The sequence below is a fragment of the Arthrobacter sp. 05L417 genome (genome assembly GCF_056397865.1).
The window spans coordinates 23,435-36,699 of sequence record NZ_JBFTOG010000039.1 but is presented as its reverse complement, the minus strand read 5'-3'; the positions used below and the strand labels follow the sequence as shown (position 1 = coordinate 36,699).

At 65.1% G+C, this 13,265-nt stretch carries 10 protein-coding genes; 7 read left to right on the top strand and 3 right to left on the bottom strand.

What is annotated here, in order from left to right; genetic code table 11:
• Positions 1–10 precede the first annotated feature (10 nt).
• On the bottom strand, positions 11–829 hold the full coding sequence (locus AC1DJW_RS21735; RefSeq protein WP_476902493.1) for an alpha/beta fold hydrolase: 819 nt from the start codon (positions 827–829) through the stop codon (positions 11–13).
• 117 nt (positions 830–946) lie between these two features.
• Between AC1DJW_RS21735 and AC1DJW_RS21730 the strand changes: the two genes are divergently transcribed.
• The 5 genes from AC1DJW_RS21730 (at position 947) to AC1DJW_RS21710 (ending at position 6,296) form a co-directional block, all read left to right on the top strand.
• Complete coding sequence (locus AC1DJW_RS21730; RefSeq protein WP_476902492.1) at positions 947–2,494, top strand: four-carbon acid sugar kinase family protein; 1,548 nt, start codon at positions 947–949, stop codon at positions 2,492–2,494.
• Between the two features lie 16 nt (positions 2,495–2,510).
• On the top strand, positions 2,511–3,410 hold the full coding sequence (locus tag AC1DJW_RS21725; RefSeq protein WP_476902491.1) for an NAD(P)-dependent oxidoreductase: 900 nt from the start codon (positions 2,511–2,513) through the stop codon (positions 3,408–3,410).
• A 100-nt stretch (positions 3,411–3,510) separates the two neighbouring features.
• The gene (locus AC1DJW_RS21720; RefSeq protein WP_476902490.1) at positions 3,511–4,977 is read left to right on the top strand and encodes a GntP family transporter; all 1,467 of its coding nucleotides are present in this window, start codon (positions 3,511–3,513) and stop codon (positions 4,975–4,977) included.
• Positions 4,977–5,837: a class II fructose-bisphosphate aldolase gene (locus AC1DJW_RS21715; protein ID WP_390282962.1), complete on the top strand. Its 861-nt coding sequence runs from the start codon at positions 4,977–4,979 to the stop codon at positions 5,835–5,837. Before AC1DJW_RS21720 ends, AC1DJW_RS21715 begins: the two co-directional genes overlap by 1 nt.
• Before the next feature lie 66 nt (positions 5,838–5,903).
• Positions 5,904–6,296 carry a DUF1304 domain-containing protein gene (locus tag AC1DJW_RS21710; protein WP_390282963.1) on the top strand — a complete coding sequence of 131 codons (393 nt, stop codon included), beginning with the start codon at positions 5,904–5,906 and terminating at the stop codon, positions 6,294–6,296.
• Between the two features lie 103 nt (positions 6,297–6,399).
• Here AC1DJW_RS21710 and AC1DJW_RS21705 read toward each other — a convergent pair whose 3' ends face one another.
• Positions 6,400–9,195 (bottom strand): aminotransferase class I/II-fold pyridoxal phosphate-dependent enzyme, encoded by a 2,796-nt coding sequence (locus tag AC1DJW_RS21705; RefSeq protein ID WP_476902507.1) that lies wholly within the window; start codon positions 9,193–9,195, stop codon positions 6,400–6,402.
• Positions 9,196–9,469: 274 nt separating this feature from the next.
• Positions 9,470–10,471 (bottom strand): Lrp/AsnC family transcriptional regulator, encoded by a 1,002-nt coding sequence (locus AC1DJW_RS21700; RefSeq protein ID WP_390282587.1) that lies wholly within the window; start codon positions 10,469–10,471, stop codon positions 9,470–9,472.
• Positions 10,472–10,619: 148 nt separating this feature from the next.
• Between AC1DJW_RS21700 and AC1DJW_RS21695 the strand changes: the two genes are divergently transcribed.
• Positions 10,620–12,050 carry an MFS transporter gene (locus AC1DJW_RS21695; RefSeq protein WP_476902489.1) on the top strand — a complete coding sequence of 477 codons (1,431 nt, stop codon included), beginning with the start codon at positions 10,620–10,622 and terminating at the stop codon, positions 12,048–12,050.
• The gene (locus AC1DJW_RS21690; RefSeq protein ID WP_390282590.1) at positions 12,047–13,249 is read left to right on the top strand and encodes an amidohydrolase; all 1,203 of its coding nucleotides are present in this window, start codon (positions 12,047–12,049) and stop codon (positions 13,247–13,249) included. The genes AC1DJW_RS21695 and AC1DJW_RS21690 overlap by 4 nt, the downstream gene beginning before the upstream one ends.
• Positions 13,250–13,265 lie beyond the last annotated feature (16 nt).

The window sequence follows — 13,265 nt, the reverse complement described above, 5'->3', positions numbered from 1 at the left end:
GTCTGACATCTTACGCTGGCGGTTGCGGGCTTTCGTTCCAAAACGCGCCGAGCGCCCGGGCGCAATCCTGCGGCTGCTCCCAATGGACACTGTGCCCGGCGTCGGGGATCGCCACGAGCCTGCGCAGCGGGCTGGCTGCCACGAAGGCTTCCGCCTGGTCCAGCGAACGTAATCGGTCCCCGACGCCGGCAATCACCAGCGTTGGAACCGTCACCTTTTCGGGGACATCCGCCGTTACCCCCGCCATGGCTGCGAGGCCGCTGGGGCCAAGGACCTCGAAAGGCAGCTCAAATCCTCGGCTCAGCAAGCGATTGTCCTCCGGCGACAACGCCCCGAACCAGGCCTTCATGCACTTGGCGCGCGTCGCGTCGTCAACGAAGCCTTGCCGTAGCTGGGATTCGAGCATCGATTTGAAGCCTTCGTTCGGCGGAGCCGGAACCATGCCGATCAAGGCCACGCTGGCCACGAGCCCCGGGTGCCGCGCGGCCAGTGTCAGCGCCACGCTTCCGCCCATCGAGTGGCCCGCAATGTGGACCGGTGCCGCGTTCCTGGCAGCAACGGCAGCGACGGAATCGGCAGCTGATTCCAGAGTCCACTGGAAGCCCGGAGGCAACATGTCCCCGCGGTGATACCCAGGCAAATCGACGATCCAGACGGTTTGTCCGGCGTCGAGCAACTCGGTGGCGAGTGGCTCCCAATAGGCGGACGTCGACGCCCAGCCGTGCAGCAACAGGACGGGAGGTTGGGGCGGAAAGTCCGCCTTAACGGCAGCCGCTGGGAAGCGCATGTCCACGTGTAATGCCGCGGCGGCGGGAGGCTCTTGAAGCATGCGCCAAGCATAGTGACGACTGACACTTGCACAGCCGAAAGCAGGTGTGTCACACTAGCACTCAAATATTAGATGTCTGACATCTTACATTTACCTCAAACCACGATGGAGTGCACAGTGACCCTTGAAGCCGATGTTCTGGCCGCCTTCCCGGCTGAAGTCCAGATCCCCGCTCAGCTGGTTGCCGACGCTGTAGCGGCGTCTTCCGCAGCCTCGCCCCGAGTCCTGGTAGTCCTCGACGACGACCCCACGGGCACCCAATCAGTCGCCAACCTGCCGGTCCTCACCCGCTGGGAGGTCGCCGATTTCACGTGGGCGTTCGCCCACATCGCGGAAAGCCATTCTCAGCCTGCCGTCTACGTGCTGACCAACACGCGCAGCCTGGACCCGGTTGAGGCCGCTGCCCGCAACGAGGAAATCGTGCGGAACGGGCTCGCCGCCGCGGGCTCCCAGCTGCGCTTGGGATTCGTCAGCCGCTCCGACTCCACCCTCCGTGGCCACTACCCGCTGGAACCGGACGTCATTGCCGCCACTGTCACGGACGTGACCGGCGAAGCGACCGACGGCGTCGTGATCGTCCCGGCGTTTCCCGACGCCGGGCGGGTCACCGTTGGCGGCGTGCACTACACGCGCGGCACCGGGCACGACGCCGGCAAGCTCACCCCGGTTGCCGAGACCGAGTTCGCCAAGGATGCGAGCTTCGGCTTCGCCAACTCGGAGATGGCCAGGTATGTGGAGGAGAAGTCGCAGGGCCGGTTCCAGGCCAGCGATGTGATCGTCCTGGACCTGAACATCATCCGTGCCGGGGCCTCAGCCCAGGACCCTGCCATTTCCGCCAAGGCCATCGCCGACGCGATCGAACCCGCCACGGACTCCACGCCGATCGTTGCGGACATCGTCACCGAGAACGACTTCCGGGCACTCGCCCTCGGACTGGAAGAGGCCGAACGCCGCGGCAAGAAGCTCCTCTACCGGGTGGGCCCGCCCTTCGTCCGCGGCCGCATCGGCCAGGAAATCCGTGAGGCGCTCAGCGGTGAGGAGGCCTACGAAGGCAACACTCCCTCCACAGCCGGTGGCCTCATCGTTGTTGGTTCGCACGTTGGCGTCACCACGCGCCAGCTCAATGCCCTGACGGCCCAGCATGGCGCCGCCCGGATCATCGAGATCGACGTCGAGAAACTGCTCGCTAGCGGCGCGGAGGCCTACTTGGACGAGACGGTCGCCGCCGTCGTCATTGCCCTCCGCAATGGAGACGTCATCGTCCACACGAGCCGCCTGCTCATCAAGACGGACGACGCCGCGGCGAGCCTGAAGATTGCCCGCACCGTCTCTGCCGCCGTCGTCGCGATCGTGAACCGGACGCTCAAGACCTTCCCGCCGCGCTTCGTCATCGCCAAGGGCGGCATCACGTCCTCGGACGTGGCAGCGCACGGCCTGGAAATCCGCCACGCGATAGTCCGCGGCCCCATGTTGCCCGGCATCGTCTCGCTGTGGGAGCCGGTGGACGGGCCCGCGAAGGGCATCCCGTACATCGTCTTCGCCGGCAACGTGGGCGACGACGAATCCCTGACTCAAGTCACGCGCAAGCTCAGTAACACCTTCCCCACTTGCTCCCTGACCTCGCAAGCTCGGCCAGGGAACCCGGCAAGTGTGGGCCCGAACTAATTCAATGGAGAACACCATGACCAGCAACTACACCGTCGCCGTCCTCGGCCTGGGCGCCATGGGCCTGCCGATGGCCACCCGCCTGGCGACCCAGCTCACCGTCCATGGCTTCGACATCGCCGAGCCGCGCCTGAAGCTCGCCGCCGACGCCGGGATCCGCACCTTCGCTTCGGCGCGCGAAGCCTCCGAAGGCGCCGATGCCTTGCTCCTTGCCGTGCGCAACGGCGAACAGCTCGATGATGTCCTCTTCGGCGAGAACGGCGTTGCCGCGGTACTGAAGCCGGGCGCCGTCGTGATTCTCGGCAGCACTGTCGGTACCGAAGCCATTCCGGCTACCGTGGCCCGCCTGGCCGAATACGGCGTCGAACTCGTGGACGCGCCGCTCTCCGGCGGCCCCAAGCGTGCCGGGGAAGGCGACCTCCTGATCGTGGTTGGCGCGACGCCGGCGGCCCAGGAAAAGGCCCGCCCCGCGCTCGAACTGCTGGCCTCCACGCTCACCGTTGTTGGCGACAAGCCCGGCGACGGCCAGGCCCTCAAGACCGTCAACCAGCTGTTGTGCGGCGTGCACATCGCCGCTGCCGCCGAGGCCATGGCGCTCGCCGACGCCCTCGGACTGGACCAGGCGAAGACCCTCGCGGCCCTGGAAGCAGGTGCCGCTGGCTCGTTCATGCTGTCCAACCGCGGCCCACGCATCCTCGAGGCTTACACCGAGGATGGCGCCGAGGTCCTCAGCCGCCTGGACATTTTCGTGAAGGACATGGGCATCGTCGGCAAGGCGACCCGCGCCGCCGGCCTGGCAGCACCTGTTGCCGCCGCTGCCGAACAGCTCTACCTCCTCGGCCAGGCCCAAGGCCTCGCCGCCGCCGACGACTCCGCCGTCATCAAGGTTGTCGCGCCCGTCAGGCGTACAAACTAACCCCAAAGAAACGTGCGACGACGGCGGTCCCCCCTCCGCCGTCGTCGCCCCTCTCGCCGGCCTCGAGTCCAGGCCGGCTCTGTCAAAGGAGACACCCCTGATGATTCCCCTCATCAATTCCTTGGCGGTCCGGGCAGCTGATGCCCCCGCCATCAAACCGTCCGTAGCCCTTGGGACCCCGCTGCTGCTGACCATTGCAGTTGCGGGCGTCGCGCTGCTGTTGCTCATGATCATCCGCTTCAAGATCCAGGCCTTCGTGGCATTGCTGGCCGTGAGCATCCTGGTGGCCGTTGCCGCGCAGATCCCCTTGGCGGACGTATTCACCGTCGTGGCCAACGGCGTGGGCGGAACCATGGGCAAAGTCGCATTGCTGATTGCCCTCGGCGCCGTGTTGGGCCGCATGATCGAGGTGTCCGGCGGCGTGCAATCGCTGGCCAACCACTTCACCGAGAAGCTCGGTGCCAAGCGCGTCGCCGTGGCACTGACCGCCGTCGGCTTCCTCGTTGCCATTCCGGTGTTCTTCGAAGTAGGCATCATCGTCCTGGTGCCGATCGTCTACGCCTTCGCGAAGATCGCCAAGCTGCACCCCATCAAGTTCGGCCTTCCCATGGCCGGCATCATGCTCTCGATCCATGTCGCCGTTCCTCCCCACCCGGGCATCGTTGCCGGGGCAGGCGTGATGGGTGCCGACATCGGTCTCATCGCGATGATTTCGCTGATCATCTGCGTGCCGCTGGGTTTCCTGTCCTACTGGGTTGCCAGCATCATGAACCGCAAGGACTACGAGCTGCTGCCCGGCGTCCGAGACCAGATCGAAGAATTCGGCTCCGATTCCCTGGTGCGCGTCGGCCACGACGGTCCCGGTGCCAGCGCAGTCGCCCCGCCGCGTCCGGGCTTGATCATATTCCTCATCGCCGCTCCGATCGTCCAGATCCTGCTCGGCACGGCCGGTACCCTCCTGATCAACAAGAAGGACTACTGGTACGGCGTCGCGTCTTTCGTGGGCAACCCGTTCTTCGCCCTGCTGGTGGCCGTTGCGCTCGCGTTCTTCCTGCTGGCGGTCCGCCGCCAGTGGTCACTCAAGGAAACCGGCGAAATCTTCGAAGGCGCGCTGCCTCCCATCGCCTCGATCCTCATGGTGGTTGCTGCCGGCGGCGTGTTCGGCGGCGTCCTGCAGGTCTCCGGCATCGGCGCGGCCTTGTCCCAGACGCTGGACTCCCTGGGCGTACCGATCATCCTGCTCGGCTTCATCATCTCCCTGGCATTGCGTGCTGCACAGGGTTCGGCCACGGTTGCCATCGTCACCACCACGGGCCTCCTCTCGGCTGCCGTGGCGCACGGCGGCTACACCCCGGCGCAGATCGCCGTGATCGTGATCGCCATCGGCTTCGGCGGCTTGGGCCTGTCCCACGTGACCGACGCCGGGTTCTGGGTGGTGGTGCGCTACTACGGCCTCACGGTCTCCGACGGGCTCAAGACCTGGACCGTGCTCACCACCATCCTGGGCGTCGCCGGCTTCCTGCTCAGCTATGTCGCCTGGATCCTGGTGGGAGGCCTGGCCCACTGATGCGTGTACGCCTTGACGATCTTGTAGGCTCCGCGCTGGAGCGAGGGGCAGCTGTCCCGGCCTTCACATGCTACGACTTCACCACCGCCCTCGCCGTGGTGGCTGCATCCGAGGAATCCGGCCGAGGCGTCATCCTGCTGGTCGCACCCAAGACAGCCGGCACTCCTAGCGGCTTGCGACTGATCACGGCGCTGCGCGCCTTGGCCGACGACGCCAGCGTTCCGGTCTCGGTCCAGCTGGACCACGCCTCGGACCTGGAGGTCATCCGTGACTCCGTGGCTGCTGGTGCCGACGCCGTCCTGGCCGATGGTTCTTCCCTCCCGTTCGAGGAGAACATCGCCCTGGTCTGCTCCGTACATGAGGTTTTGGTCGGCGCCGGTGCTTCCCACATCGTGATTGAAGCGGAACTCGGTGGGCTGGCGGGCGATGAAGACAAGGCTTTCGGCGTTGACACCAGCCCCCATCCCGCGGGCCTGACCGATCCCGAACAGGTGTTGGAATTCGTTTATCGCACTGGTGCCCAGCTCCTGGCCGTGGCCGTGGGGAATGCCCATGGCCGTTACACCGGAGAGCCCAAGCTGCACTGGGACGTGCTGGAGGACATCGCATCGCGGACTGAGCTTCCGCTCGTACTCCACGGCGCGTCGGGCATCCCTGCTGCGGACCTGGTCAAAGCCACATCCATGCGCGTGGGCAAGGTGAACTTCAACACCGAGCTGCGCACTGGCATCCTCGCCACGCTCGAGGCCGAGACCACCGCGCACCGGGCCGACGGCGAGAACCTCCAGGGCCTGCTGGGGCACTGGAGTTCCTCCGCCTCGACGTTCGCGGGAGCAACGCTGGACATGCTCAGCCGCTAGGCAGGGCTCGCGGGGCGACCGCGCGGGAAGCGAACCCAAGCAACACAGGGAGGCTAGGATCAGCACATGATCCTGGCCTCCCTGCTTTTTGCCCTCATTGCCGGCTTGTTGCACGTCTACATCTTCAGCATGGAGTCCATCACGTGGACCCATCCGGCGACGTGGAAGCGCTTCAGTGTCGCTTCCCAGTCCGACGCCGAAACCACCAAACCCCTCGCCTACAACCAGGGCTTCTACAACCTCTTCCTCGCCATCGGGGCGCTCGCCGGGATTGTTTTTGTCATGATCGGTCACCCGCAGGTGGGCTGGACCCTCGTCTTCAGCTCGTGCGGCTCGATGCTGCTGGCGGCAATCGTGCTTGCCTTGAGCGGCAAGAAGTACCTCCGACCCGCCGTTCTTCAGGGCACGACGCCGCTACTCGCCGTCGTGCTCGGCATCCTTGCCGTCGCGCTCGGCTAGAGATATGAGCGAGCGTTGGCGAAAAGGCGTCAGATGTGAGCGAGCGTGCTACGAGGCAAACGCTCGCTCACGTATATGCCCTCCAATCCCGTCGCTCGCTCACTTATGCGGGCTTTTGGCGTGACGCTAGCTCACCCGTCAAAACCCTGAACCCCAGTTCCGGATTGAATCCATGGATCTCCCGCGTGTCCAATACAGACATGAAGGCCAGGATTTCCTCCGTGATCACCTGCCCGGGAACCAAGACAGGGAATCCCGGCGGGTAGGGGGTGACGAAGGACGCCGAGACCATCTCCTCTCCTGCCCCGACCCTTCGCGCAAGTTCGGCAGCAGTGAAGTATTCGCAGGATCCGGCCTTGTAGCTCTCAAAATAGGCGTCCCGCATGTTGCCGTCCGGCGTGTCCGCGTCCCTGCGGAACCGTTCGGCGAAGCGGCTGAAGTCCGGCAAGGGCGGCGGCGTGCTGGTCAGTGCCGCGACACGGGCACGGCGGGCCCGCTGGCCCAAGCCGCTCAGGCCGGATTGCTCGTCTTCGAAGGTCTCGGCCAGCTTGACCAGGACCTCGACGAGGTAGGCGACGGCACTTCGCGAGGTGCCAATGTTGGTCATGAAGAGAACGCTGTTCCTTGACGTCTTGTTGACCTGGATCCCGTACTTGTCCATCAGGAAGTCGTGCTTGAAGGTATCGCCGTCCACGCCGGTGAGGCCGATATGCAGGGTCAAACGGCTCGGATCAACAACGAATTCGTCCCGCTCCCAGGCTTCCGACATGGCCGCCAGCCCGTCGCGGAGCGGCATTTGCCGGCTGGTTTCGCGGTACTGCGCAGGTATGAGGTCCTGGGTGCCGAGGACGCGGAAGTACTTCTTCAGCAAGGGGTGCCTCGCCACGGCCTGGGCGATGCTGACCGCGAGATCTGCCTGCCGTTGCACGAGTTCGTATCCTTCGAACTCGACCTGCCGCCGTCCCATGTCCAAGGAAGCCAGGATCTGGTAGTTGGGCGACGTGGAGGTGTGCGTCATATACGCCTCCCGGAAGCTCTCCTCGTTCAACTGGCCGAAGTCCTGGTCATGGATGTGGATCATCGAACCCTGCCGGAGCGACGTCAGGGTCTTGTGGGTCGACTGCGTCGAGTAGACCCTCAGGCGGGCCTTCGCCGGATCCGGCACCAGCCGTGTCTTCAGGAGCAGCTCATCGCTGACGTGCCCGACGCCGGAACCCGGGCCGCCGTCGTCGGGCTCGCTGCCGCCCGCCGCGCCGTCGGCCGCCCCGCCCGCCGCGCCAAGCTCGCGCAATTGCTGGGCGTAGCGGGCCGCATAAGCCGGATCCGCGAACTTTGCCTCGAGTGATCGGGCCGAAGCCATCGCAGTGCGGCGGCGGTAGATGTGGTGGAAGCCCGCGAATGCGAACCAGGCCTCGTCCCATAGGAATACCAGGTCCGGTTTGATGGCGAGGCACTCCTCCATCACTCGTTCGACGTCGTACACAATGCCGTCGAACGTGCAGTTGGTGAGGGCAAGCATCTTGACCTCGTGGAGCCTGCCTGCCCGGCGGTAATCCAGGAGCATCCGCTTGATGCTTTCCAAGGGAACCGCGCCATAGAAGGAGAAATCGTTCAAGGGGTACGCGTCCAAATATGAGACTTGCGCGCCGGCCAGCATAAGGGCGTAGTGGTGCGATTTGTGGCAGTTCCGGTCCACCAGGACCACATCACCGGGAGCCAGGATCGATTGGTGCACGATCTTGTTGGCTGTTGACGTTCCGTTGGTGACGAAAAGCGATTTTTGGGCGCCAAATGCCCGGGCCGCCAGCTTCTGGGCTTGTTTGAGGGAGCCGTGCGGATCCAACAACGAATCGAGCCCGCCTGACGTGGCAGAGGTTTCAGCAAGGAGCAGGTTGAGGCCGTAGAAATCGCCCAGATCGTTGATCCACTTGGAATGGATGACCGATCCGCCCCGGGATACCGGCAGGGCATGGAAAACACCGGCGGGTTTGCGGCTGTATTGCTGGACCGCGTGGAAGAACGGCGCTTCATACCGTTCCGCGATGCCGGCCAGCAAGGACAAATGGAGCTCTAGCCCGTCCTGGCGGCGGAATATCCGGCGGAATTGGCGGGTCAAGGAACCGGCGAGTTCTTCGATCCCCACGCCCGCCACAAGGTAGAGATCAAGCTCGGGGCGGAGTTGGCCCAGCTTCTCCGCCAAGCTCAGGATCCGGTCCAACGGTCGCTGGGGGAGTGACTTCCCCAAGAACCTGCCCAGGAAGCTGCGCACGTCCCGGCTCAGGCGCTGCCTGCTGTCGGGAACGAACCCCGGCCGCAGCACACACGCCTGGATGTCGGGGTTGAGCAGGACAGCCACGATGGCGTCCTCGAAGCTCGGCACGAACACGAGCTCGTAGTTGAAGGCGTCGGCGGGGCGGCGCTGGCTGAGCAGTTCGGTCTGAAGTGCTTCACGGTCGGCGCTGGAGACATCATCGATCACGAGGACCTCGAACCGCTTGCGCGATTCGGCGGGTTCTTCAACCCGTTCCGCTTCGCGTTCGGGGTCCGGCGATGGTTCCTGGGCATGTTGGTTGTGGCCGGCAACGCGTCGCGCGACTGGCTCTATGAGACTTAGCGCCTCGGGGTATTCTCCAGCCTCCAGGATTCGCCGCAATTCCATGACATATTGCTGCCCCGGAGACGCCCAATACATTTCGAGGGATTCCAGCAGCGGCAACAGCCTTCGAACCTCCTGCGGCAGTTCGCGCGGCTGCCGGCCGGCGAAGGTCCGGGCGCCGGCGGCCAGCTGTTTGACGGCGTAGCCAAGGAACTCCCACGCGTCCGCGCGCACCCGCCACGCGCTGCTGGGGACCTCGCCGCCGGCCTCTGAGTCGTCGTCGGCGTTTGGTCTTGCCGCCAAACCGGGGCCAAGCGCATTGCCGCTGGCAAGTGGAGTTGGAGGGAGAGGAAATGGGGCTGACTGCACTGTCGCGAAATCGGCGCGTGCCACGATGACTCCTTTGTCATGGATTGATAGCACTCTCTACTAAACGCCGCGGCTCGTCGCGGTGTACGGCAAATGTCCGGGTTGCCGTCTGGGTGTCCAGATGGGAGCGGATCTTCCGGTCATACGTGAGCGAGCGTTGGGGGATTTGGTGTCATACGTGAGCGAGCGTTGGGGGACGAGTGGGCAGCTACCCTTCACGCCACAGCGGCAACGGGACGACGCTGCGGCTGCGCCCGGACTCGTCCAACACGTGCCCGAGGCGTTTGTAGTTGCGGACCACGGCTTGCCGGGAGATCACGGCGCTTCCTGGAGCGCGCTCCGCCAGTTCGCGCTCGTGGCCCTGGACCTCCAGGTAGTCGCGGACCCACAGTGTCACGAGCAGGTTCTGGGCGCCCAGAACCTGGGCGCTGAGCCTGCAATTCGGCAGGGCCGCGAAATAGCGCCCGACGGCGTCAACATGGTGGGCGGGCACGTTGAGGATCAGGCTCACTTCCCTTAGTCCTTGTTGGGCTGAAGCGGACGTATCGCACCTCAGCGTCATGTAGCCGGACGCGAGGAACCGCTCCACCCGCCGTCGTGCCGTTTGAGGAGAGACGCCGCAGGCGGCTCCCAGTTCCGCCCAACTGGCGCGCCCGTCCTTTGCCAGTTCCTCCAAGAGGGATGCGTCGAGCCTGTCCGGCGCATAGGCCGCCGGGGCGGGCACGGGTTCTGCCGACATGAGCCGTGCCCGCGCCGGTTCCAGGGTGCCGCTGCGCCAGTCGGAAGCCTGCCGGTAAAGCTTCGTGACGAAAACGACCTCCCGGTGGGTCACTCCGGGGAGGCCTGCGAAGGAGCCGGTGACGATCTCCATGAGCTCTTCGTGGCTCGAGGCGAAGCAGTCGATGAAGAGATCGTGCGAGCCGGACACAAGCGAAACGGTGCCGAATGCGGGCTCTTCGCACAGCTTCCGGACGAGGGCTTCGTTCTCGCTTGGAAGAGAGGAAAGACTGATGAACGCCGACCAGCCAGCACTCAGATAGCGCGGACCTGGGGCCGGGGTGATCCACGCCAGTCCCTGCTCAGCTAGGGCGTTCCAGCGGCGCGCGACGGTGGGTCCGGACAAGCCCAGGACATCCCCAACGCGGCTCCAATCGGCACGGGGATTGATCTGAAGGGCATTGACGATTTCAAGATCAGTTTCAGAGATCATGGCCGATTCCTTCAAAATTCACGATTCTCAGAAGATTTCAAACAAATTCCTAGCCAGTGTAGACGGCGGACCTAACGTTGTGACTCGCATCACCCCCACTCGCATCCGAAGACCCAGGCAAAGAAGCCCCCAACACTCAAGGAAGCACATGGCAAGCAAGACAGCACCTCCGGCGACGGCGGCCATCGCCCGCCGGACCATCACAGGAATGATCGTGGCGATGGCCCTGATCGAATCGCTCAGCGGAGTCACCCAGGGTTACCTGAACCCGATCCTCCCCGCCTTGGGGCCCGCCTTTTCGATCGACGACCCCACCATCAACGGCATCTTCCTCATCGCCAACGTGAGCTTTGCCGTGCTCACGCCGATCATCTCGCGGCTCGGCGACAGCTACGGCTACAGGCTCGTCCTCCGCTGGTCGACGGCGGTAGTCGCGGCCGGCGTCGTCATGATGGCGTTGTGGCCGTCGCTGTGGACGGTGACGATCGGCGTCGTCATGCTCACGTGCGTGGTTGGCTTCATTCCGCTCATGATGGGCATCCTGCGCGTCAGCAGCCCGGCGCGGACCCGCACCGGGGTCAGCGTGATGATCGGCATGCTCATGATCATGGTCGGTGCCGGCGGCCTCCTCGCCGGGATAATCGGCGTCGACGATCCCACCCTCGGTTTCTGGGTGGCGGTGCCGTTCGCGGTTGTGGGGTTGCTTTGCTCCTTCGTCCTGCCCGACGCCGGAACCCCCACCCGCGAGGGACTCGCCCTGGTGCCACTCATGGCATGTTCCCTCGGACTGATCGGCTTCGTCGTGGCTCTTTCGATGGGACCGGACTGGGGTTGGTTGGATGCCAAGACGCTCAGCTCCGGAATCATCGGACTCGCGCTCTTGGCCTACTGGGTGGTCCTGGACTCTCGCGACGTGAATGGGAAGCGCTTCATGGACCTGCGGATGCTTGCCATCCCGCGGATCCGGACGGTTTCTTTGACCACTTTCTTCTTCGGTTTTGCTTCCATCAGCTACTTCGGCACCAACGGCATCTTCCTGTATTCAAACCCGGACAAGACCGGATACGGCTTCGCGCTGAGCCCGCTCATGATCGCCATCGTCCTCGCGGTGGCATCCGTGCTCTCGCTGCTCTCCTCGCTTCTTACCTCAAAGGCGCTCAGCCTGTTCGGCGAACGGGCCACCTTGGTGTTCGCCGGTCTCCTCCTGGCGGGCGGCTTCCTGGTCATGGCGGCTGCTCACGGTTCCCTGGCCGGCTACTGCGCCGGATTCGCCATGTTCAACTTGAGCCTTGGCATGTACCAGGCGGGAACCCGGGCGCTGTCGGTGGAGGGGGTTCCCCTGGAGGAAACCTCGACCGCGGCCGGCCTCAACGAACTGGCGCTGTCCGTTGGCATCGCGGTGGGCGCCGCCGTCGTGAAGCTCATCTCCTCGTCGTCAGTCCAGTCCGGTCACATCAGCGAGGGAGGGCTCCTGTCGATCTGGATTGCCCTGGCCATCGCTGCCCTGATTGCCGCGGCAGCAGCCGCCCGTTACCCGAAGCGGCCAGCCGCGGCGACAACCGCAGGGGTCGCCGTATGAAAGCCGCGGCCGTGAAAGCGGCCTCCCTGGAAACCGCAACGCCCGTCACAACCTCTTCGGCCGCCGTCGAGCGCTCCGTCTCCGCTGCGCTGGAGGGCTGGAAGCCGGAAATCCTTGGCCTGAGCCACGCCATCCACGCCGATCCCGAGCTCAGCGGGCAGGAGTTCCGGGCCGCCAAGCGGGTTAGCCGGCTGCTCCGGAGTGCGGGCTTCAGCTTTGACGCTCCGCAGCCGCTGCTCCCGGCCTCCTTCAGCGCGAGGTTCGGGACCGGTGAGCTGGTGGTCGCGTTGTGCGTCGAATATGACGCCTTGCCGACCATCGGGCATGCCTGCGGACACAATGTGAACGCGGCCTGTGCTGTAGGCGGGGCACTCGCGCTCGCTTCCGTCGCCGACGAGCTCGGGATCACCGTCAAGGTCCTCGGCACTCCTGCGGAAGAGACAAGTGGCGGCAAGGTCGATCTCATTGGTGAGGGCTTCTTCGAGGACGTGTCTCTGGCGATGATGGCCCATGCCGGTGCCGAGGACGTCATCGGCGGCTCATCCTTGGCCATGGGTATGTGGGACGTGCTTTATGAAGGGCGGCCTGCGCATGCCGCGGCCGCTCCGTTCGAGGGGGTCAATGCCCTCGACGCGCTCGTGATTGCCCAGACGGCCATTGCCTTGGCGCGGCAGCAGCTTCCGCCCGGTTCGGTTGTTTCGTTGATCGTGACGGAAGGCGGGAGCGCCGTCAACGTCATACCGGAGCGGGCGCGGGCAAACGTCGAAATGCGTTCACCCAGCATCAAGAATCTTCGCGTCATCGAGGAACGCGTGCGGCGCTGCCTGGAAGCGGGAGCGCTGGCCAGCGGGAGCACGCTCAAGGTATCCCCCACAGGCAACGCCTACGCTGAACTCAGGCAGGACCGGTACCTTTCCGAGGCATACCGGGAAGCAATGTCCGCCCGGGGGAGGGCTGTTGCGTTCAACGAAGATCCAGTAGCTTCCACAGACATGGGCAACGTCTCGCAACTGGTACCAAGCATCCATCCGCTGCTCGGGTACGACGTACACGGAGCCGCCCACCACACCGCGGAGTTTGCTGCCCACGGCTCATCCGCCTCCGCGGACCGGGCGGTCTTGGACGGCGCCTTCGGTCTGGCCCTGGCGGCCTGCGCGGCGGCCAGCGATCCCCGGCAACGGGAACGGCTCCTTCGCTAAGCGCCGTGACCGTGGG

Excerpts from the sequence above, each read along its gene's own strand:
- AC1DJW_RS21735 (WP_476902493.1), bottom strand. The coding sequence starts at position 829 with ATGCTTCAAGAGCCTCCCGCCGCCGCGGCATTACACGTGGACATGCGC.
- AC1DJW_RS21725 (WP_476902491.1), top strand. The coding sequence starts at position 2,511 with ATGACCAGCAACTACACCGTCGCCGTCCTCGGCCTGGGCGCCATGGGC.
- AC1DJW_RS21720 (WP_476902490.1), top strand. The coding sequence starts at position 3,511 with ATGATTCCCCTCATCAATTCCTTGGCGGTCCGGGCAGCTGATGCCCCC.
- AC1DJW_RS21715 (WP_390282962.1), top strand. The coding sequence starts at position 4,977 with ATGCGTGTACGCCTTGACGATCTTGTAGGCTCCGCGCTGGAGCGAGGG.
- AC1DJW_RS21710 (WP_390282963.1), top strand. The coding sequence starts at position 5,904 with ATGATCCTGGCCTCCCTGCTTTTTGCCCTCATTGCCGGCTTGTTGCAC.
- AC1DJW_RS21700 (WP_390282587.1), bottom strand. The coding sequence starts at position 10,471 with ATGATCTCTGAAACTGATCTTGAAATCGTCAATGCCCTTCAGATCAAT.
- AC1DJW_RS21695 (WP_476902489.1), top strand. The coding sequence starts at position 10,620 with ATGGCAAGCAAGACAGCACCTCCGGCGACGGCGGCCATCGCCCGCCGG.
- AC1DJW_RS21690 (WP_390282590.1), top strand. The coding sequence starts at position 12,047 with ATGAAAGCCGCGGCCGTGAAAGCGGCCTCCCTGGAAACCGCAACGCCC.